The following is a 21,737-nucleotide window of genomic DNA, read 5'->3' on the forward strand; positions in this document are numbered from 1 at the left end:
TGGTGGGGCACCGTTTGGAGCTAATGGCGGATGAGACGGAGACGGTCCAGGGACTGCCGGTCACCAGCATTGCCCGCACATGGCTGGACCTTGCCGGAATGCTGTCTCCGGAAGAGCTCGTGGTTATGGGGGACCAGATCGTCAGTGAGCATCATCGGAATTTTGGAACGCCCCGTGTAGCACTCGTGCCATTGGCGGATCTGCGCGAATTCATCGAGGGTAAGGCGCGCAACGCTCATGTCCGCAAATGCCGGAGTGCACTGGAACGCCTCCGGGTGGGAGTGGATTCACCGCCGGAAACGCGGCTGCGGTTGATGCTGCTTGCTGACCCGGAGCTGCCCGAATTCCTCCCAAACGTTGCCATCTGTGATGCCGCGGGAGAGCCGCAGGTATGGGCTGATCTTGGCTGCCAAGAATTCCGGACCTGTCTTGAGTACGACGGCGCGCATCACCTAACACCCGAACAGCAGGCCCGTGACCACTACAGGGATCTCAAGACGGCGGAGTTGGGGTGGATTCAGGTCAAGATAAGCAAAGCTGACTTTGCGCAGGGCCAGCACCGTATCAGAGCAAAGGTACTCAGAGGCCTGGCCCTGGCCGGGTGGCGCACGGGTAGCGGCTCGTAAGGCTGAGGTTCTGCGGTGCTAGTACAGATAACGGGGTGCTGGCGCCCGGATACGCCCGTTAGCCGTACAACGGCCGCTGACCGGACCGGGATAAGCCCGTTAGCTGTACAACGGCCGCGGTGGCGCGGTGCTAGTACAGATAACGGGGTATTGGCGCCGGGATAAGCCCGTTATCTGTACATCCGCCGCGGACCAGACCGGATACGCCCGTTATCTGTACAGCAGCCCGCCCCGGCGCCGGGAACGCAGCAGACGCTACTTCCAGAGGTCGATGATCCGCACGTCGGCGCTGGCCAGGAGCTCGCGCAGCGTCGAAACGGAAAGCCCGACGACGGCGTGCGGGTCGCCGTCGACCCGCTCGATGAACGCCCCGCCCAGGGAGTCGATAGTGAAGGAACCGGCCACCTGCAGCGGCTCGCCCGTGGCGATGTAGGCCTCGATCTCGTCCTCGGAAAGCTTCACGAAGTGCACCTCGGCAGAGGACACCGCCCCGAGGGTGGCTCCGGAGCCGTCCTCGTCGGTGTCGCGGCAGTCCACCAGCCAGTGCCCGGTATGCAGTACCCCGGAGGAACCGCTCATGCGGCGGATCCGTTCGCGGGCGACGTCGGCTTCCCACGGCTTGCCGTGTGCCTCGCCGGCAAATTCGAAGACTGAATCGCAGCCGATCACCAGCGCGCCGTCAGCCTCGGGCAGGGACGCTACGGCTTCGGCCTTGGCGCGGGCCAGCAGCAGGGCCGTATCGTGCGGGTCGGTCAGGCCGTAGCGGGCGGTGACGGCGTCTTCGTCGACGTCGGAGACGAGGACGGTGTGGCTGATGCCGGCATCGGTCAGCAGCTTGGTGCGGGCGGGGGACGCGGAGGCCAGGATGAGGCTCAGGTTCGGGTTGGTCACGGGTTCAAGCCTAGTGCCGCGGCGGACCGGCCCGGAAACCAAAAACGCCGGGCCGCCCCCGAAGGGACGGCCCGGCGCTGCTGCACGAAGGGATCAGCTCTTGGACTCAACGAGCAGGGGGACCTCGATCTGCTCGGAATCGTCCGCGAAGGGATCGCCCTGGCGGCGGGCGTTGTACAGTCCGTTGTCCAGCAGTCCGTTGCGCCGGGCCACGAGGGTGGGGACCACGGTCTGGCCGGCCACGTTCACGGCGGTGCGTCCCATGTCCAGGATCGGATCGATGGCCAGCAGCAGGCCGACGCCGGCCAGCGGCAGGCCGAGGGTGGACAGGGTCAGCGTGAGCATCACGACGGCGCCGGTGGTGCCGGCGGTTGCGGCGGAACCCAGGACCGAAACCAGCGCGATCAGCAGGTAATCGGTGAAGACCAGGTCCACGTTGAAGAACTGTGCCACGAAGATCGCGGAGACGGCCGGGTAGATGGAGGCGCAGCCGTCCATCTTGGTGGTTGCACCCAGGGGTACGGCGAAGGAGGCGTAGGCCCGGGGCACGCCGAGGTTACGCTCGGTCACGCGCTGGGTCAGCGGCAGCGTACCCACCGAGGAGCGCGAAACGAAGGCCAGCTGGATGGCGGGCCAGGCGCCGGAGAACCACTGGCGGACGGAGAGGCCGTGGGCCTTGATCAGTGCCGGGTAGACACCGAACAGCACCAGGAACAGGCCAAGGTAAACGGTGAGGGCGAACATGCCCAGGGAGCCGATGGTGTCCCAGCCGTAGGTCGCGACGGCGGTGCCGATGAGGCCGACCGTGCCGACCGGTGCGAGGCGGATGATCCACCACAGGACCTTCTGGATAACGGCCAGGGCCGAGGCGTTCAGGGCCAGGAACGCTTCGGCGGGCTTGCCGACCTTGAGGGCGGCAATGCCGACGGCGATGGCGATCACGAGGATCTGCAGCACGTTGAAGCTGACGCTGGTGGTGACGTCCCCGGACTCCGCCACCTTGGAGCTGGCGCCGAGTCCCAGGAAGTTGGCCGGCACCAGGCCGGTCAGGAAGCCCACCCAGCTGCCCTGGCTGCCGCTGAACTCCTCGCCCTGGCTGACGTCGGCGTTGTTGCCGGGCTGCAGGAAGAAGCCCAGCAGGATGCCGATGACCACGCTGATGAGTGCCGTGATGGCGAACCAAAGCAGCGTCTGCCAGGCCAGCCGGGCGGCGTTGGAAACGGCCCGGAGGTTGGCGATGGAGCTGACCACGGCGGTGAAGATCAGGGGGACAACGGCGGCCTTCAGCAGCGATACGTAGCTGGTGCCGATGGTGTCCAGCGTGGTGGTGAGCCAGTTGGGCTCATCGTCAACGGTGCCCATTGACTTGGCCAGCAGGCCCAGCGCCAGGCCCGCAATAAGGGCGGCGATGATCTGCGGTCCGAAGGACGTTGCCCACTTGGGCAGCCGCCGGGCGGTGGATTCAGGGGAGGAGGTCTGTGAGGTCACGGGAAAGACTCTAGCGGTGCGTCTTTACCAGAACCGCCTCCAAGTTGCGAAATATGACGGCAGGAAAAAGTCGGAGTGCTCACCTGGCGGTCGCCAAATCCGCGCTGTTACGGGGCTTCGCCTCAGCGGCCCGGGATATTCCCCGGGCCGCTGTGACTAAGATCGCGTCCGTTTTACTCGCCCAGGAGGGCCCGCCGCAGCGTGTCCAGCCCCACGGAGCCGAGCTGCAGCGCCCGGGTGTGGAAAGCCTTCTCGTCGAACGCACCGGCCTCACGGCTGCGGACCTCGTCGCGGATCTGTTCCCAGAGCCGCTGGCCCAGCTTGTAGGACGGGGCCTGTCCCGGCCAACCCAGGTAGCGGGTGAACTCGAAGTTGAGCTGCCCTTCGCTGATCGACATGTTTTCTTTCAGGAACGCGTAGCCCTTGTTGGCCGTCCAGGTGCCTTCACCCCACCGTTCCGGGATTTCCAGTTCCAGGTGGACGCCGATGTCGAAGACCACGCGGGCGGCACGCATCCGCTGCGCATCCAGCATTCCCATCCGGTCGCCCGGGTCGCTGAGGTAGCCCAGCTGCTCCATCAGCCTTTCGGCATAGAGGGCCCAGCCCTCGCCGTGGCCGGAAACCCAGCAGATGTTGCGTCGCCAGTCGTTGAGCAGTCCGCGGGATGCCGTCGCCGTCGCAATCTGCAGGTGGTGGCCCGGAACGCCCTCGTGGTAGACCGTGGTGGTTTCCTGCCAGGTGGTGAAGGTGTCCTCGCCGGCCGGCACGGACCACCACATGCGGCCAGGGCGGGAGAAATCGTCGCTGGGACCGGTGTAGTAGATCCCGCCCTCCTGGGTGGGTGCAATCATGCACTCGATCCGGCGCATCGGTTCGGTGATCTCGAAGTGGGATCCGGAGAGGTCTTCGACGGCGCGGTCGGCGAGGTCCTGCATCCAGGCCTGCAGTTCATCCGTTCCGTGCAGTTGGCGAGCCGGATCCTCATCGAGGATCCGCATGGCTTCCGCCACGGTGGCGCCGGGCCGGATTTGCTCGGCCACGGCTTCCTGCTCGGCGATGATGCGGTCCAGTTCCTCCACGCCCCACTGGTAGGTTTCCTCCAGATCGACGGCGGATCCGAGGAATTGGCGGGACATCAGCGCGTAACGCTCCCGGCCTACGGCATCTGCGGCGGGTGCAGCCGGAAGAAGTTCCTCCTCCAGGAAGGATGCAAGGTTGGCATAGGCCCGGCGGGCGGATTCGGCTCCAGCTTTCAGGTCCGCGCGGAGCGCGACGGGCAGCTCTCCGCCTCCGGGGAGGGCGGCATTGGCGGCGAGGGCGTCAAAGAACCCGCCGTCCTCTGCATACGCGGAAGCCTGCTCCACCACGATCTTTACCTGCCGGCGGGCGGACACCCGGCCGTGTCCGATGCCGCTGCGCAGGCTGGTGATGTAGCCGGCGACGGCGTCGTCCACGTTGTTCAGGCGCCCGGCGATGTGGTGCCACTGCTCTTCGGTATCCGTAGGCATGAGGTCGAAGATGCTGCGGATTCTTTGCGCGGGGGAAGCAATGTTGTTCAGCTCGGCCAGGTCCCAGCCGGACTCGTGGATTTCCAGGTCCAAGCCGAGGCGTTCGTGCATGGCGTCAAGGGTCACGCGGTCGACGTCGTCTGCGGGCTCAAGCCCGTCCAGCCGGCTGAGCGTCTCCCGGACTGCTTCGGCATAGGACTCCAGGCCGGCCGGCGAGTAATCGCCGTATTCGGTTTCCCGGCCCGGGATGCCCAGGGACGTGGCGAGGGACGGATCCAGCTGCAGGAACGTGGAGGTGAAGGCATCGGCAACGGCGTCGATGGCGGTAAGCCGGCGCACCGGGGTACTGCCGGCAGTGGCGGACACGGGCGCGGAGGAAGGTGTCTGATGAGTCACAAAGGTAGCCTAACCGCACACCGGCCCCGAGGCACTTATCGGGGCTAGCGGTAACTCCGCCGCCAGGACCCCGGCCCGGGCTTCGGGTCCAGGCGCAGGTTCCGCCGCCGTGCCCACGCGCGGTGGGCCGGGCGGGCGGGAGGCAGGAGTGCAGCCTGCGCTCCCAGCCCGGCGACGACGGCGGTCAGGGCTGCAAGTTCCTCGTCCGTCGGGGAGCCGGAAACCACGGAAAACAGCGGCTCCGAAGCCGGTTCCGGGGTGCTGCCGTCAATACTCACAGCGGCATGTTCCCGTGCTTCTTGGCGGGCAGGGACGCACGCTTGTCCCGCAGTGCCCGCAGGCCCCGGATCAGCTGCAGGCGGGTGTCCGAAGGGGCAATGACTGCGTCCACGTACCCGAGCTCGGCCGCCTGGTAGGGGTTGAGCAGCTCATCTTCATATTGCTCAATGTATTGGCGCCGGACGTCCTCGACGTCGCCGCCGGCGTCGGCCGCTGCCTTGAGCGGCGCGCGGTAGAGGATGTTCACCGCGCCCTGGGCACCCATCACGCCGATCTGCGCAGTGGGCCAGGCGAGGTTGATGTCGGCGCCGAGCTTCTTGGAACCCATCACGATGTACGCGCCGCCGTAGGCCTTGCGGGTGATGACCGTCAGCTTGGGAACCGTGGCCTCGGCGTAGGCGTAAAGCAGTTTGGCGCCGCGGCGGATGATGCCCTGGAACTCCTGGTCCTTGCCCGGCAGGAAGCCCGGCACGTCCACGAAGGTCAGGATCGGGATATTGAAGGCGTCGCAGTTGCGGACAAACCGGGCCGCTTTTTCGGAGGCGGCGATGTCCAGGGTGCCGGCAAACTGCATTGGCTGGTTGGCCACGATGCCTACCGTGTGGCCCTCCATGCGGCCGTAGCCGATGATCACGTTCGGGGCGTACAGGGCCTGCATTTCCAGGAAGTGCCCGTCATCCAGGACGGTCTCGATGACGGTGCGGATGTCATAGGGCTGGTTTGCGGAGTCCGGGATCAGCTCATCCAGGGCCAGGTCCGCGTCGGTGGTTTCCTGGTCCTGGTCAAACGCGGTCAGCGGTGCTTCGGCCAGGTTGTTCGACGGCAGGAAATCGAGCAGCTCGCGGACGAACTCGACGGCGTCCTCTTCGTCGGAGGCCAGATAGGCGGAGGTGCCGGTGTTGGCATTGTGCTGCCGGGCGCCGCCGAGGGTTTCCATATCCACGTCTTCACCGGTGACCGTCTTAATGACGTCGGGACCCGTGATGAACATGTGCGAGGTCTTGTCCACCATCACCACGTAGTCGGTGAGGGCGGGGGAGTAGGCCGCTCCGCCGGCGGAGGGGCCCATGATCAGTGAGATCTGGGGAACGACGCCGGAGGCGTGGACATTGTTGCGGAAAATATCGGCGAACATGGCCAGCGAGGCGACGCCTTCCTGGATGCGGGCTCCGCCGCCGTCCAGGATGCCGATCACCGGGCAGCCGTTGCGCAGGGCGAATTCCTGCACCTTGACGATCTTCTCGCCGTTGACCTGGCTCAGGGAGCCGCCGTAGACGCTGAAGTCCTGGCTGTAGACGGCCACGGGGCGTCCGTCGACGGTGGCGTAGCCGGAAACCAGCCCGTCGCCGAGGGGTTTCTTCTTTTCCATGCCGAAAGCGGTGGAGCGGTGCACGGCGAGGGCGTCGAACTCCACGAAGGACCCGGCGTCCACCAGCAGGTCGATCCGCTCGCGGGCGGTGTGCTTGCCTCGGGCGTGCTGCTTTTCCACTGCCGCCTGCCCCGAGGGCACCGCTGCCGAGGCCTGCCGGCGCCGGAACTCGGCAATCTTGCCGGCCGTCGTATGCAGGGACAGGTCCTGGTCGATACTCAAAGGGGCCTCCGGGTGCTTCAGTTCAGACGCTGCCGCGCCTTCGGGGAATCCCGAGGATGGGGCAGTGCAGGGCGTTAAGTAGGTTCCGCACAAAATGCGTGACGGTTTACCCAGTCTAATGAGCCGCGCCGGGGGGACAGAGTGTAGAAAACCTACAATGTCGTCTCCTGCCGGTTGGTCCGGTCCCCGGAAGGGAATCTCCGGAGACATGATGTTACTGGCTAGTAACATAGCTGCAGGGTGCATTACCCTGTGGCTATGAGCATCCCCAACAGCACCCCGGAAACGGCGTCCCGGTCCCTCGCCGGACGCACCATCCTGATGTCCGGCGGAAGCCGCGGCATCGGCCTCGCCATTGCCCTGCGCGCAGCAGCGGACGGCGCCAACATCGCCATGCTCGCCAAAACGGCGGAGCCGCACCCGAAGCTCGAAGGTACCGTCTACACGGCCGCCGAACAGCTGGAAGCAGCCGGCGGTAAGGCCCTGCCGATCATCGGCGACGTGCGCCGCGACGAAGACGTTGCCCGCGCCGTCGAATCCACCATCGAGCAGTTCGGCGGGATCGACATTGTCCTGAACAATGCCTCTGCCATCGACCTTTCCGGCACCGACGCCGTGTCGATGAAGAGCTATGACCTGATGGCCGACATCAATACCCGCGGCACGTTTATGCTTTCCAAGTTCTCCCTGGACGCCCTGCGCCGGTCCGGCAACGGCCACATTCTCACCCTGTCCCCGCCCCTGAACCTGGATCCCAAGTGGGCCGGCGGCTACCTGGCGTACACCATGGCCAAGTACGGTATGTCCCTCACCACGCTCGGCCTGGCCGAGGAACTGAAGAACGACGGCGTGTCCGTGAACTCGCTCTGGCCGGTGACCGGCATTAACACCGCGGCCATCCGCAACATGCCCGGAGGGGACAAGCTCGCCGCGGCCTCCCGCAGCGCTGACATCATGGCGGACGCCGCACACGCGATCCTCACCCGTCCGAGCGGACAGTCCACCGGCAACTTTTACACCGACGAAGAGGTGCTGCGCGAGGAAGGAATCACGGATTTCAGCCGCTATGCTCCCGGAGTGCCCGCGGACAAGCTGATGCCGGACTTCTTCCTCTAACCCGCGCTGCAGGACCGGGCGCGAAGGGAATGTCAGGGCGCCCGCGTAAGATCGGAAGAATGCAACTGCACTACTCCAGCATGGAAAGACCGGCCCTGGACCCCGGCCGCCTGAGGGCGGCACTGGTGGTACCCAACGGTCCCTTCGCTGCGCTGGAAGTGGTGGCGGAGACCGGATCCACCAATACGGATCTGGCGGACGCCGCACGGCTGCGCCCCTGGGAGGTCGCGGACCTGACCGTCCTGACCGCTGAGCTGCAGACGGCAGGCCGCGGCCGGATGGACCGCAGCTGGGTGGCCCCCGAGCGTTCCTCGCTGTTCGTCAGCGTGCTGCTGCGTCCGGCGGGCCCGTCCGGACGCCCCCTGCCCACAACCTCCTATGGCTGGTTGTCGTTGCTGGCTGCCCTGGCCATGGCCGAAAGCGTGGCGGCGCGCACCGGCGTCGAAGCCCGGTTGAAATGGCCGAACGACGTCATGGTGGACGGGCGGAAACTCGCCGGAGTGCTGGCCCAGTTGGTTCCGGCATCCGACGGCGGCCCGCCGGCCGTGGTGGTCGGCGCCGGCCTGAACGTGAGCCTCACGGACGAAGACCTGCCCGTCCCCACCGCCACCAGCCTGTTGATGGAGTATGCGTCCACTACGGACCGGAACGTCCTGCTGCAGGATTACCTGTTGGCGTTGGCAGCCCGGTACCGGTCCTTCTGCTCGGTGGACGGCGACCCGGAGGCAGTGCCTGCCGGATCCCGGGAGGCACTGCGGGACGAGGTGTCGGCACGCCTGGGCACCCTGGGCCGCGGCGTAAGCGCACAGCTGCCCGGCGGCGGCGTCCTTACCGGCCGTGCCGTTGCCCTGGCGCCCACGGGTGCCCTCGTCATTGTCGACGACGCCGGCGCCACGCATACCGTCAGCGCGGCCGACGTCGTACACCTGCGCCCCGAGCAGCCGTGAGGGCTGAACCCACCCGCCTGCCGGGAGGCGACCCGTGCGCCTGAAACTCTCTCCCGGCGAGCACATCATCGCCGCGGGCCGCCCGCACGCCCGTTCCCTGTGGAAACCGCTGGTGCTCGCCGGAATCACCGGAGCCCTGGCCGGTTACGCCTTGGGCTGGCTAAGCCGGGACTCGCTGCCCGGACAGCTGGCCGAATTCAGCCCCTACCTGCAGCCGGCGGTTGTGGCGCTGGCCGTGCTGCTGCTGGCCCGCTACGCCGTTCCGCCCGTGCTGCGCTGGCTTGCCGGACGCATCATCCTCACCGACCGGAGGCTGATCCAGCGGCAGGGAGTGCTGATGCGCCGCGAGCACGAGATTGCCCTTGCCGCCATTTACCAGCTGGAAATCCGGCAGTCCGTGACGGACCGGATGCAGCGCAGCGGCACCCTCATCCTCGACCTGGGGCATGGGCGGATTATGCAGTATCCGGCGGTGCCGGAGGTGCACCGTTTCCGCTCCATGGTGGTCGCCGCCATCGGCCAGCTGCCGCTGACGGCCATGTTCGATGGTGTAGATATGGAAACAGACGGGGAATACGACTACGAAGGGAGGGACGATGACTGATACCGGCCACGGCGAGCAAGGTTCCGCGAACCACCCCGAACCGACGACCCCGCCCGTGCAGCCCGTTCCGGTGCCCCGTCCCGACTACACCCATGCCAGTACCGGCACCGAGATCGACCGGGAGGACGTGCGCAAGCTTGAGGCGCAGCTGCTCGGCGGCCCGCGTACGCTTCGCCGCCGTGAAGCCGCCGCCGAAGCGGGCGTGTCCCTGCTTTCTGCGCGCAAGCTCTGGCGGGCCATGGGTTTCCCCAACCTTGACGACGACGCCGTCTTCTTCACCGAACAGGACCGCGAGGCCCTGAGCACCGTGATCGAACTGGTGCGCGACGAGCAGCTCACCGAGGATGCAGCCATCTCCATCATGCGGTCCATCGGCCAGATGACGGACCGAATGGTGGTCTGGCAGGTCGAAGCGCTTGTGGAGGAAATGGTGGTCCGCCGCGGTATCACCGACGCCGAAGCCCGCAAGCGGCTGGTCGAGGCTCTTCCCGGCCTGATCGAGCCGCTCGAAAAGACCCTCGTTTACGCCTGGAAACGCCAGCTCAACGCGGCCGTCCAACGCCTGGCCCTGCGTGCCGAGGCAGGCCTGGCCAGCCACGACGACGCCGCCTCCGATGACGCGCCGCTGCCGTTGGCGCGCGCCGTCGGTTTTGCCGACCTCGTCTCCTACACCAGCCTTTCCCGGCAAATGAACGAGAAGACCCTGGCCCAGATGGTGCAGCGTTTCGAGCACAAGTGCGCAGAGATCATCTCGGTGGGCGGCGGACGGCTGGTGAAGACCATCGGTGACGAAGTCCTCTTCAACGCCGAGAGCCCGGAGGCCGGAGCGGAGATTTCGCTGGCGCTGGCGAAGGCCTTTACCGAGGACGATCTGCTGCCCTCTGCCCGGGTGTCCCTGGTCTGGGGCCGGGTGCTTTCCCGGCTTGGCGATATCTACGGACCCACCGTCAACCTTGCTTCCCGGCTCACCTCCCTGGCCGAACCCGGTACGGTCCTTACCGATGCCTCCACTGCCGCGGCGCTGAAGGACAACCCCAAATTCGTGCTCATCCCGCACCAGCCGCGCAACGTGCGCGGGTTCGGTGAAATCCATCCGGTGACCCTGGCCCGGGGGACCGGATCCGGCCTCGTGCTGGACTAGCGGACCCTCCGGCCCCTCGGCTTTGCGGGGCTGCGGGTGAGGTAGCTCACCCACCCCTGGGATTTGTGCAACACTATGCGGTGGAACTGCTGTGTCCGCCGCGTTGTCCCCGGTGGAGCCACGGTTCCGGTGCAGGTTCATAACCAGGGGGAAACATCGTGGCAGTGCTCGGGGGAAAAGCACGTCTGCTTAGCCGTAGGCGGCGGAAAGCAGTCTCGGTAGGGTCGGCTGTCGCCGTGACCACGGCGTTGGTCACCGGCGCATTGCTTTATCCCGGCTTTGCCAGTGCCGACGTGGACCTGAACGACGGCGGTGTCTGGGTCACCAACCGGACCCAGGGCATGGTCGGCCACCTGAACTACCCCTCAAAGCTTCTGGACGGCGGCTACACCGCCAACAGCGACAATTTTGATGTCCTGCAGAACGCCGGCACCGTCTTCAACCTCAACACCGACCAGTCCAAGATCAGCCCCGTGGACGTGGCCAACGTGGTCCGCGGTGCGGAAGTCCAGCTTCCCGGTACGGCCGCTTTCTCTTTCGGCACCGAGACCGTGGCGGTCACCGACCCGGCACAGGGCAGGGTCTGGATTACCCCTGTCAGCGAGATGGGCTTCTTCAGCGACGGGGAAACCGAGCCCGTACTGGAAGGGAACCCCGGGGTGCTTGCCGCGGTTTCCGCCGGTGACCACGTGGTGGTGGCAGCACCGGAAGACGGCATGCTCTACACCTTCGAGAAGGATGAAAACGGCGGCTACGGAGAACCCGAGGAGCAGGAAGCCCCGGCGCTGAAGGACTTCAAGGACGCGCAGATCGCCGCCGTCGGAAACCAGGCCGTGGTCCTGAACACGGAGACCGAAACGCTGCTGCTGCCCAACGGTGACACGGTCGGCATTCCTGGCTCCAAGAACGCCAAACTCCAGCAGAGCGGGCCGGCGAGCGACTTCGTGGCCATAGCCACGGAGGAAGCACTTATCCTCCAGCCGCTCGACGGCGGAGATCCGGAAGTCACGGACATCGACGCCGGCGGCGGGGCCGCCGCGCCGGTGAAGCTGGGGGACTGCGTATACGCAGCCTGGGCGGGAGCCGGAACCCACGTGCGGAACTGCGGCAACGATGCCGAAGACGCCCGCGAAGACATCCCCGACCTCACCGCCTCCTCCGAACTGGTGTTCCGGGTCAACCGGGACGTGGTGGTGCTCAACGATGTCAACGGCGGTGACGTCTGGCTGGTGCTCGAAAACATGCAGCTGGTGGATAACTGGGGAGACATCATTCCGCCCCAGCAGGATTCGAGTGACGACGAGGAAGAGTCCGCCAGCGAAAACCCGGTGAACACCCTGCCCGACCGCACCACGGAAAACCGTCCGCCTTCGGCCGCCGATGACCAGCTTGGCGCCCGGGCCGGACGCACCACCATCCTCCAGGTGCTGGACAATGACAGCGACCCCGACGGGGACCTCCTGACCGCTTCGGTGGTCGGCGGCCAGCCCCTGGTCGGTTCGGTGCAGCCCATCTACAACGGTGCCGCCCTGCAGATTGTCATTCCCTCCGGCACACCGGCCGGAACCGGCAGCTTCACCTACGAGATCACTGACGGCCGGGGCGGCACGGACACGGCCACCGTGACGGTCACGGTACCCGGCGCGGGAACCAACACCCCGCCTGAGCCGCGCCGCAGCACAAAGATCCTGCTGGAACAGGGGAAATCCGTCAGCCAGAACATCCTCAACGACTGGAAAGACGCTGACGGGGACGACCTGGTCCTGACCGATGCCCAAATGACGGAAGACGGCGACCAGGTCCACCCGAACTCGGACGGCTTGCTGGATTTCCGGGACGTCGGCAAGACCCAGGGGATCAAGGAAGTGCCGATCACGGTGTCGGACGGCACTGACGAGGTGGAAGGCATCGTGACGTTCGACGTCCGCCCCACCGGTGTCCTGCCTCCGGTGGTGAACTTCGACCACTTCACCGCCACGGTGGACCAGCACATCCAGATGTTCCCGTTGAAGAATGACTTGGACCCGGCCGGCGGCCAGCTTTCGCTGGCCAAGGCGGAGGGGGAGAACGGCCTGGCGCTGACGCCGGACTATCAAACGGGTTCCATTGGCTTCCTGCCCACGGAGCCGGGGACTTACTACATCGAGTACCTGGTCACGAACGGTCCGCAAAGCGCCAGCGGCCTGATCCGCGTTGATGCACAGCCTGCGGGCCGGCAGGGAGCTCCGGTGGCCGTGCGCGACGTCGCCCTGCTTCCCAGCGGCGGCAGCGTGCTTGTGGACGTGCTTGGCAACGATACGGACCCGGCCGGCGGCCTGCTGGTTGTCCAGTCCGTCACCTCTGCACTCGAAACGCCCGTGAACGTGGCTGTCCTGGACCGCAACCTCCTGCAGATCCATGACGTGCGGGGGCTGGACCGGCAGATGACGATCGAATATGCCGTCTCGAACGGAACGTCCACGGCAACGGGTGAAGTCAACGTCATCCCGGTTGACCGTCCTGAAACGGTGCTGCCCCCGGTCACCGGTCCCGACGAAGCGGTGGTCCGGGTGGGGGACGTGGTGACCATCCCGGTGCTGGACAATGATTCCTCGCCGGTGGGAGAGAAGCTGACGCTGAATCCGGTACTTCCGCAGTCGGTGGATCCGGCCGACGGACAAATGTTCGTTTCGGAGGACAACCTGCGCTTCGTGGCGGGCCAGACGGCGAAGACCGTGTACGCCATCTATGAAGTATCAGACGAGTCCGGGCAGAAAAACTCGGCCCAGGTCCGCATCAACATCCGACCCCGCGACGACGAGAAAAACACACCCCCCATCCCGCAGAACGTGGAAGGGCGGGTGGTCGCAGGCGCCACGGTGCGCATCCCGATTCCGCTGGACGGGTTGGACTCGGACGGCGATTCCGTGGTCCTGAACGGTATTGGTTCCGCACCGACCCTGGGAGCGGCGCTCGCGGGTCCCAACTACATTGACTACACGGCCCTTGCCCAGTCGGCAGGAACGGACACCTTCACCTATACGGTGCGTGACCGTCTGGGCCTGGAGAACACCGGCACGGTGCAGGTTGGTATCGCCCCGGCGGCCGAGGCCAACCAGAGACCGGTGGCCGTTGATGACGTCGTGGCGCTGCGGCCGGGCCGCGCCCATGCCATGTCCGTGCTTCGAAACGATTCGGATCCGGACGGGGACCCGGTTTCCCTTAACGTAGCGGCCATAACAAGCAGTGATCCGGCACTGGAAACCCGCGGAGATCCGCCGAGGCTGCTGTTCTCCGCCCCGGAGACACCGGGGGTCTACAGCATCAGCTATGGACTCAAGGACAACCGCGGGGCGTCGACAACCGGCAATGTGACCGTGACGTCGGACGAGAATGCCCCGCTGCTGCCGCCGCTCTCGCGCGATGATCTGGTGGACGTCAGCGAGATCCGTGACCAGAGCTTCGTGGAAGTTCCCGTATTGGAAAACGACGAGGATCCTGACGGGCTTGCCACGGAGATGGAAGTGCGGATCCTCGGTGACCATCCGGGCGCGTCCGTCTCCGGCGACGGCGTCGTCCGGGTCGACTTGGCAACCGAGGCACAGATCGTCCCGTACACGGCGGTGGACCAGGACGGCGGAACATCGAGCGCCATCATCTGGGTACCCGGCCTGGGCACCCAATATCCCATGCTGCGGCAGGGCGAGCCGCTGGAAGTGCGCGCCGGAAGCACCCTGGACCTTAACCTCAAGAGTCTGGTAACCGTACGGGACGGGCATACTCCGCGCGTCACCACGGCCGAACGCATCAAGGCCATCGGTACCAAGGACGGCGGGGTCCGGATCATCAGTCCGACGGTCCTTCGTTATGCTCCCCATCCGGATTATTCGGGGCTCGGTTCGGTCACCTTCGAGGTAACCGACGGCGTGAGCGCGGAGGATCCGGAGGGTTTGAAGGCCACCTTGACCGTGTTGGTGAACGTTATTCCGCTGCCGGCCCAGAACTTCCCGCCCACCATCAGCTCGGGCTCCCTGGAAACCGCAAAGGGGGAAGCCCCGTCCGTGCTGGACCTGGCTTCCCTGGCCTCCGACCCGAACCCGGAGGACGCAGGCCGGCTCCGGTTCCGCCTGGAAGGGTCGGTGCCGCTGGGCTTCGACGCCAAGCTGGACGGAAGCCTCCTTGAGGTAAGCGCACGCGATGACGCCGCCGTCGGCACACTGGGTGAGCTCTCGGTGTCGGTGACGGACGGCCGCGGGGACCTGGTCATCGGGCGGGTGGACCTCATCGTCCTGGCCTCGAACCGCCCACTTCCCGTCGCCAACGACGACATTGTTCCGGATGCGGTCCAGGGCCGTGCCGTCACGGTTCCGGTCCTGGCCAACGACGTCAATCCCTTCGACGACAAGCCGCTCGAACTGGTCGACGTGGCAGCGGACGGAAACGGAACCGCTGTGCGCCAGGGGGACTCCGTTGTGGTCACGCCGGGGGCCGACTTCGTGGGCAACATGACCGTCCGCTACACGATCCGGGACCGCACCGGCGAACCCGGGCGTAACGCCGTCGGACAGATTCGCCTGACGGTGCAGGGGAAACCCGCGGCGCCCTCCACTCCGGTGATTGAGTCCACCCGCAGCCGGACCGTGGTGCTGGCCTGGAATCCGCCGGCGGCCAACGGGTCACCCATTACCGGGTACACCGTGACTGCGGCAAACGGTTTCAGCCAGGCCTGCCCGGCCACCACCTGCACGTTGACCGGGCTGACCAACAACGTTGAGTACGTCTTCCGGGTCACGGCGACCAACGCGAACGGCACCTCCGCGCCGTCGCCCACGTCTGCAGTGGCCAGGCCCGATACGCAGCCGGGCCGCCCGGCGCCGCCCGGCCTGGTCTACGGCGACAAGGAGCTTACGGTGAACTGGGTGGCGCCGCCCAACGAGGGTTCACCCATCACCGGTTACGACCTCCAGATATCCCCGGCGCCGCCCAACGGGGTCTCGCAGAAGTCCGCTCCGGCGGCAGGGGGCTCGATCACGTGGGGTTCCCTCGAGAACGGGACCAGCTACCGCGTCCGCATCCAGGCGCGCAATCTGGCCCCCGACCCGTCGGAATGGAGCGAGTATTCCGTCCCGGAAACCCCCAACGGGCTGCCGGGTGCCCCGGGCATACCGAACACTATTACCGCCCAGCCGGTGGGCACCGAATCGCAGCTCAAAATCGGCTGGGAGGCAGCACCGAACAACGGCGCTCCGATCGACAAATATGAGGTGCTGGTCTTCCAGAACGGCACGCAGGTGGGAACCTTCCCCGGCACGGCCGAGACGGGCACCACCATCACGGTGTCCAACTCGGAAGAGGATTACTCCTACGCCGTGCGTGCCCACAACCGTTCCGGATGGGGCGAAACAGGACCCATGTCGGCGCCGCGCCGGGCACGGGGTAATCCGGAGCCCCCGCAGCCTCCCACGCTGGTTGCCGACAACACGTCCAAGGCCGGCGGAGCGGTAAAGATAACCTTCACCGAGCTCAGCAAGGAGCAGCGGAACGGTGCCAAGGCGGGCGAGATTGTCTATTACGCGTACTTCAGCAACGGCACTACCGTCCCGGTGACGAACGGCCAGGTCCTGTACGGCTTCACCAACGGTAATGCCATTACGGCCTCGCTCACGGCCTCCGTCAGCTTTGACGGAGCTAGGTATGAGAGTCCGCAAAGCGCCGCGGCGGCAGAGGTAAAACCCTACGGTGCGGCGGGGAAACCCGTTCTCGGCGGGACCGACGGCAACACCCAGAGCATCCGCGCAACGGTGACCTGGCAGCCGCCGGACCCCAGCGCCCACGACACCCGCGAGATCTGGATCAAGGTCAATGACGAGCAGTACCAGCTGTATAACCTTTCAGGCCAGCTTGAGCTGGGCAACGAGCTGGACCAGGAGATCAGGGTGGAGGCCTACTCCGTGAACTCCCTGGGTACCAAGAGCGAGCCGGAGAAGCGGGTCTACAAGACGGGTATCCCGTTCAAGGGCACGGTGAACAAGCTGACGTGCTGGAGCCACCCCCTGGGGCCGGTGAAACCTGTGGGCGAGTACTGCGTCACAGGCGCCCCGGCAATCGATGCGAAAGTACAGGCCACCTGTAAATGGGTGGGGAATAAGGACACCTGGCTTTACATTCCCAAGGGCGGCTTCTACGAGATGAGGTACCTGAATTCCAACGACGTTACCCACGCGGAAGGGCCCAATGTCGCCGCACTGCCCATGTGCACCGGCAACGAAGACTGACCTTGCCGCACCCGCCGAACACCAACCCGCCGAACACCGACTCGAGAACAACAACTGGAGAAATGACTACGATGGCAATGACCGAAGAACAGGCAGCCTGGTTCGCGGAGACCTTTGAACGGCTCACGGCGAACGTCGGTGAAGCGGTGCTGGGGAAGAAGGACGTTGTCCGGCTCGTATTGACCGCAATGCTGGCTGAAGGCCACGTGCTGCTTGAAGATGCCCCCGGCACCGGCAAGACCATGCTGGCCCGTTCGCTGGCAGCCACGGTGCAGGGATCCAACTCCCGCATCCAGTTCACCCCGGACCTGCTGCCTTCCGACGTCACCGGCATCACCATCTATGACCAGAAGCAGCAGCTGTTCGAATTCCACCGCGGGCCCATCTTCGCGAACATCGTGCTTGCGGATGAAATCAACCGCGCTTCGCCCAAGACGCAGTCAGCGTTGCTGGAGGTGATGGAGGAATCCCGGGTCACCGTGGACGGGGAGACGTACACCCAGGACCGGCCGTTCATGGTGATCGCCACCCAGAACCCGATCGAGCAGGCGGGCACCTACCGGCTTCCCGAAGCCCAGCTGGACCGCTTCCTGATCAAGACCTCCATCGGCTATCCGGACCACGAGGCAACCCTGGAACTGCTCTCCGGCTCCTCCACCCGAGACCGCTCGGCGGCCCTCACCCCGGTGATCACGACGACGGCGGTCCGGGACATGGCCGAGCTGGGCACCACGGTGCACGTGGAACCCGCAGTGCTGGAGTACATCTCGCACCTCGTGTCAGCCACCCGTACGGCAACCGAAACACGGCTTGGCGTCAGCGTCCGCGGGGCCCTGGCGATGGTTCGCGTCGCGAAGATCCGGGCAGCTTCGGAGGGCCGGAACTATGTCCTGCCCGACGACGTCAAAGCGCTGGCACCGGCCGTCTGGACCCACCGGCTCGTGATGGACCCGGAAGCCGAGTTTGCCGGAGCCAGCCCCGAAGCCGTCCTGCTGTCAGTGCTTGCCGACGTGGCTGCACCCCAGCAGCGGGCCCAGGCGCAGGCCTAGGGACGACCATGCCAAAGTTTTCCGGGCGCACCGGCCGGTGGAGCCGGCGCGCCGCAGTCGGCCTGCGCCGGCGTGCCCTGCGAGTGCGCCGTGCAGTCCTCCGCTCCGCTTACTGGAGGGCCGCCGCACCCAAACTGGCGCCGGCCGCCCGGCGCCTAGGCCCGGTCCTGGAGCGGACCGGAGCCGGACTCGGCTCGGCAGGACGCCGCCTGCGTGCGGCCATGGCCGCCGTCAGCCCGCTGGGCTGGCTGGCCGTGGGACTCACCTTTGTTCTTGTTCTCCTCGGCACCGTGTTCAACTGGCAGGAGGCGCTGGTTGCCGCCGTAGGTTCCGGTGTCCTGCTGGTGCTGGGAACGGCGTTCGTCGTCGGCCGGCTCTCCTATGACGTGGCACTGGACCTGGCCCGCACCCGGGTTGCCGTCGGCGACGCCGCGGTAGGCAGCCTCAGCATCACGAGCACGGCCGCGCGGTCGATGCTGCCGGTGACCTTTGAGCTTCCGGTGGGCGGAGCCGTCGCCGCGTTCGACCTGCCCCGCATGCGTCCGGGACACACACATGAGGAACTCTTCAGCATCCCTACGCGCCGCCGAGCCGTCATCAAAGTGGGACCCGTGGAATCCGTACGCCAGGATCCGCTGCGGCTGATGGGCAGGCGGCTTATCTGGGCCGATCCCGTGGACCTGTACGTGCACCCCCGCACCGTGTCCCTCAGCGGTTCCACCACAGGGTTCATCCGGGACCTGGAAGGCGAGCCCACTACGGACCTGTCCAGCTCGGACGTGGCCTTCCATGCCCTCAGGGCCTATGTTCCCGGTGATGACCGCCGGCACATCCACTGGAAGACCACCGCGCGGACGGGCACCCTGATGGTCCGTCAATTTGAGGAAACCCGGCGTTCCCACGTGGCGGTCGCACTGTCTTTGAGCAGCGCCGAGTACACCTCCGAGGAGGACCTGGAACTGGCAGTGTCGGTTGCGGGTTCGCTGGGGGTCCAGGCGTTCCGTGAACAGCTGGCACTGTCGGTGCTGACCCAGGACGGGCCGCTGCGCTGCACAACTGCGGGTGCCATGCTGGACGGCCTGACCGAGGCAGAGGGTAAGTCACGCACTTCCGGGATCGTCGACCTCGCCCGGATCACGGCGGATGCCGTGCCCAACGCCTCTGTCGTGTTCCTTGTAACGGGCACCGAACCCAACGGCGCCGCGCTGCGGTCCGCCTCGATGAAGGTGCCGCCGGGCATCCGCTGTATTGCGCTGCGTTGCGGAACGGGCCTGGAACCCGCTTTGGCCGCCATAGGCGATCTTGCGGTCCTGGACATCGGGGACCTGGAGTCCCTCCCCGGCGTGCTGCGGAAGGCTGTCGCGTGAGCACGAACGTAACCGGCCCGAAGGCGGCAGCCCTGCTGCCCCGGCTGGCTGACTGGGCGCTGCTCACGGCAGTGCTGACCCTCGGGATCCTGGGATTCGGACCCACCTTCGGCTGGGACATGCGGTTCCTGGTAGCCGGAATCGGCGGCATCCTGCTGGGCCTGGGCCTGGCCGAAGCATCCGCCAGGCTGCGCTGGGGATTCTGGGCCACCGCAGGCGCTGCGGCCGGCACCTACGTACTGCTGGGCAGCGCCTTCGCGGCACCGCTCGAAGCCATCGCCGGCATCATTCCCTCGTTCGCTTCCGTCCGGGTGCTGGTCCTGGGCATCGTTTTCGCGTGGAAGGACCTGCTGACCATCGCGCCGCCGGTCGGTCTCGCGGCAGGCATGCTGGTGGTGCCGTTCCTGCTTGGCCTGATTGGCGGACTGGTGGCCGGGCTCCTCGCCTGGCGTGCCCGCCGGCCCTATTGGGTGTTGGCTCCTGTCCTGGCCGTGTTCGTTGCAGGCATAGCCCTCGGCACGGACGAGGCGCCCCTGCCCGGCATCCGCGGGGCCGTGCTGATTGCCCTGACGATGCCTTGGCTCGCTTACCGGCGGGAGCTGGGCCGGTCCACGGTTGAAACCATTACCCTGGAGGGCACCGGCCCGGCTGCCGCGGCGTCCGCGGGGGAGGCTACCAGGCGAAACCTCCGCAGTGCGTCCGGGCAACCGTCCGCTGCGGCCCGTGCCGCCCGCGCGCGGCGGCTCGGTTTCGGAGCGGCCGTGCTTGCCGCAGCGCTGGCTGCGTCCCTTGGAACGGCTCCGCTGCTGGACCAGGGCACCGACCGCCGGGTGCTGCGCGACGTCGTCGAGCCACCCGTGGACCTCTTCGACTATCCCAGCCCGCTCACGGATTTCCGGCGGTATGTGAAGGACGAATCGGACACCACCCTCTTTACGGTGGAAGGACTGCCCGAGGGCCAGCGCATCCGCCTGGCCGCCCTGGACGCCTACGACGGCGTGGTCTACACCGTGGACCCGGGCAGCAACGGGAACTTCACCCGCGTGGGCGACGCACGCTCGGACCTGGCCCAGACGGCCGACGAGGACGGCACCAAGGCGAACCTGAAGTTCACCGTTGGCGAGTACAGCGGCGCCTGGGTTCCGGCAGGCGGGCAGGCCACGGGCTTCAAGGTAGCGGGTGATCGGGCCGCGGACCTTGCCGCCGGCCTCTACTACAGCGAAGCCTCCGGTACGGCGTTGACGGTGGCGCAGCTGCAGCCCGGGGACACTTATGAGGCCAGTGTCCTTTTCCCCGAAGAGCCCGACGACGCCCAGTTGGCCAAATACCGCTTCTCCTCCACCCAGCTTCCCCGGGTCTACAACGATCCGCCGATCCTGGGCTCGAAGGCGGCGGATTACGTGGGGGATGAGTCCCGCCCGGTCCAGCGCGTGCGCCGCCTGCAGCAGATCCTCGCCTCGGAGGGTTTCTTCAGCAACGGCAAGGAGGGGGAGACCCCCTCGCTGCCCGGCCACGGAGCCGCGCGGATGCTGCGGCTGATGGACGCGGACCAAATGGTCGGCGACGACGAGCAGTATGCCGTCGCCATGGCGTTGATGGCACGCAAGCTGGGCATCCCGGCTCGCGTGGTCATGGGCTTCTATCCGGATTGGGACGAAGTGAAGGATCCGTCGGCGCCGCTGGAAATCACCGGTGACGACGTCCACGCCTGGGTGGAGGTGGAGTTTGAACACGTGGGCTGGGTGCCCTTCTTCCCCACCCCGGATGAGGACAACGAACCGGTGCCGCCGCAGCAGCAGCCGAAGTCCACGCCGAAACCCCAGGTCCTGCAGCCGCCGCCTCCGCCGCAGGAACCTGCCGAGCTGCCTCCGGACACCGAGGCCGAGGCCCAGGACCCGGAGGAGCAGGAAGACGACTTCTGGGCTACGTTCCGGTACTGGCTGCGCCTTGTGGCCCTGGCCTCGCTGCCGCTTGTCATCCTGCTGGGCCCGTTGTTGCTGATCCTGCTGGTCAAGGTCCGACGGCGCCGGTCCCGGCGGAAGTCCGGCACACCCTCCCTGCGGGTCGGCGGCGGCTGGAAGGAAGTGGTGAGCCTGGCCACCGATCTCGGCAGCCGCCCGCCCAGCACCGCGACCCGGCGCGAACATGCCGCCCTCCTGCAGCATGCGTTCCCTGTCACGGCGGATTCGACTGCTCTCCTGGCCCGGCGCGCCGACGCAGGTATCTTCGGCCCGGGTGAACCTTCCGAGGCCGAGGTGGAAGAGTACTGGAAGCAGGTTGAGGAGCACCTGGGCAGGCTCGCAGGATCCGTGGGTTTCTGGCGGCGCCAGCGGGCCCGCTATTCGCCGCGCTCCCTGCTGCTCGACGCGCGGATGTGGACCCGCCGCCTCAGCCCGGGCCGCTGGGCGCTGCCGTCGGCTAGGGTAAGCAAGAGAACTCGTAAGCCAGATCACTTTAGTGAACCTTCCGGATAGGGCGTG

Annotated in this window: 14 protein-coding genes; 9 read left to right on the plus strand and 5 right to left on the minus strand. The window is 66.6% G+C overall.

Annotation, left to right across the window (positions count from 1 at the left end):
- The first annotated feature begins 23 nt into the window (after positions 1–23).
- Positions 24–626 carry a hypothetical protein gene (locus NNX34_RS13750; RefSeq protein WP_255767071.1) on the plus strand — a complete coding sequence of 201 codons (603 nt, stop codon included), beginning with the start codon at positions 24–26 and terminating at the stop codon, positions 624–626.
- A gap of 255 nt (positions 627–881) precedes the next feature.
- Here the strand turns inward: NNX34_RS13750 and NNX34_RS13755 are convergent, their stop codons facing one another.
- The 5 genes from NNX34_RS13755 to NNX34_RS13775 form a co-directional block, all read right to left on the minus strand.
- Complete coding sequence (locus tag NNX34_RS13755) at positions 882–1,517, minus strand: Maf family protein (protein ID WP_255767072.1); 636 nt, start codon at positions 1,515–1,517, stop codon at positions 882–884.
- Between the two features lie 93 nt (positions 1,518–1,610).
- Positions 1,611–3,005, minus strand: coding sequence for a dicarboxylate/amino acid:cation symporter (locus tag NNX34_RS13760; protein ID WP_255767073.1), 1,395 nt, complete (start codon positions 3,003–3,005; stop codon positions 1,611–1,613).
- Positions 3,006–3,178: 173 nt separating this feature from the next.
- Complete coding sequence (locus tag NNX34_RS13765; RefSeq protein WP_255767270.1) at positions 3,179–4,879, minus strand: DUF885 domain-containing protein; 1,701 nt, start codon at positions 4,877–4,879, stop codon at positions 3,179–3,181.
- Between the two features lie 74 nt (positions 4,880–4,953).
- Positions 4,954–5,187 (minus strand): acyl-CoA carboxylase subunit epsilon, encoded by a 234-nt coding sequence (locus tag NNX34_RS13770; protein WP_255767074.1) that lies wholly within the window; start codon positions 5,185–5,187, stop codon positions 4,954–4,956.
- Positions 5,184–6,773: an acyl-CoA carboxylase subunit beta gene (locus tag NNX34_RS13775; protein ID WP_255767271.1), complete on the minus strand. Its 1,590-nt coding sequence runs from the start codon at positions 6,771–6,773 to the stop codon at positions 5,184–5,186. Before NNX34_RS13775 ends, NNX34_RS13770 begins: the two co-directional genes overlap by 4 nt.
- 264 nt (positions 6,774–7,037) lie before the next feature.
- On the opposite strand from NNX34_RS13775, the gene NNX34_RS13780 reads away from it, so the two are divergent.
- From NNX34_RS13780 to NNX34_RS13815, 8 genes are all read left to right on the plus strand, one after another.
- Positions 7,038–7,895 (plus strand): NAD(P)-dependent oxidoreductase, encoded by an 858-nt coding sequence (locus NNX34_RS13780; RefSeq protein WP_255767075.1) that lies wholly within the window; start codon positions 7,038–7,040, stop codon positions 7,893–7,895.
- Positions 7,896–7,954: 59 nt separating this feature from the next.
- On the plus strand, positions 7,955–8,842 hold the full coding sequence (locus NNX34_RS13785) for a biotin--[acetyl-CoA-carboxylase] ligase (protein WP_255767076.1): 888 nt from the start codon (positions 7,955–7,957) through the stop codon (positions 8,840–8,842).
- Positions 8,843–8,876: 34 nt separating this feature from the next.
- A complete protein-coding gene (locus NNX34_RS13790; protein ID WP_255767077.1) occupies positions 8,877–9,446 on the plus strand; it encodes a PH domain-containing protein in 570 nt (189 codons plus the stop codon).
- Entirely contained in the window at positions 9,439–10,587 is a 1,149-nt protein-coding gene (locus NNX34_RS13795) for an adenylate/guanylate cyclase domain-containing protein (protein WP_255767078.1), read from the plus strand. The genes NNX34_RS13790 and NNX34_RS13795 overlap by 8 nt, the downstream gene beginning before the upstream one ends.
- A gap of 236 nt (positions 10,588–10,823) precedes the next feature.
- Positions 10,824–16,841, plus strand: a complete 6,018-nt coding sequence (locus NNX34_RS13800; protein WP_255767079.1) for an Ig-like domain-containing protein — start codon at positions 10,824–10,826, stop codon at positions 16,839–16,841.
- 71 nt (positions 16,842–16,912) lie between these two features.
- The gene (locus tag NNX34_RS13805) at positions 16,913–17,890 is read left to right on the plus strand and encodes a MoxR family ATPase (RefSeq protein WP_255767272.1); all 978 of its coding nucleotides are present in this window, start codon (positions 16,913–16,915) and stop codon (positions 17,888–17,890) included.
- 8 nt (positions 17,891–17,898) lie between these two features.
- A complete protein-coding gene (locus NNX34_RS13810) occupies positions 17,899–19,257 on the plus strand; it encodes a DUF58 domain-containing protein (RefSeq protein WP_255767080.1) in 1,359 nt (452 codons plus the stop codon).
- Positions 19,254–21,731 (plus strand): transglutaminaseTgpA domain-containing protein, encoded by a 2,478-nt coding sequence (locus NNX34_RS13815; RefSeq protein ID WP_255767081.1) that lies wholly within the window; start codon positions 19,254–19,256, stop codon positions 21,729–21,731. Before NNX34_RS13810 ends, NNX34_RS13815 begins: the two co-directional genes overlap by 4 nt.
- The last annotated feature ends 6 nt before the right edge of the window (positions 21,732–21,737 follow it).

The organism is Arthrobacter sp. zg-Y1116, from assembly GCF_024385485.1.
In the GTDB taxonomy this organism is placed as follows: domain Bacteria; phylum Actinomycetota; class Actinomycetes; order Actinomycetales; family Micrococcaceae; genus Arthrobacter_B.

What these genes read in the sequence shown, in the direction of transcription:
- NNX34_RS13750 (WP_255767071.1), top strand. Translation starts at nt 24, where the DNA reads ATGGCGGATGAGACGGAGACGGTCCAGGGACTGCCGGTCACCAGCATT.
- NNX34_RS13780 (WP_255767075.1), top strand. Translation starts at nt 7,038, where the DNA reads ATGAGCATCCCCAACAGCACCCCGGAAACGGCGTCCCGGTCCCTCGCC.
- NNX34_RS13785 (WP_255767076.1), top strand. Translation starts at nt 7,955, where the DNA reads ATGCAACTGCACTACTCCAGCATGGAAAGACCGGCCCTGGACCCCGGC.
- NNX34_RS13795 (WP_255767078.1), top strand. Translation starts at nt 9,439, where the DNA reads ATGACTGATACCGGCCACGGCGAGCAAGGTTCCGCGAACCACCCCGAA.
- NNX34_RS13805 (WP_255767272.1), top strand. Translation starts at nt 16,913, where the DNA reads ATGGCAATGACCGAAGAACAGGCAGCCTGGTTCGCGGAGACCTTTGAA.
- NNX34_RS13810 (WP_255767080.1), top strand. Translation starts at nt 17,899, where the DNA reads ATGCCAAAGTTTTCCGGGCGCACCGGCCGGTGGAGCCGGCGCGCCGCA.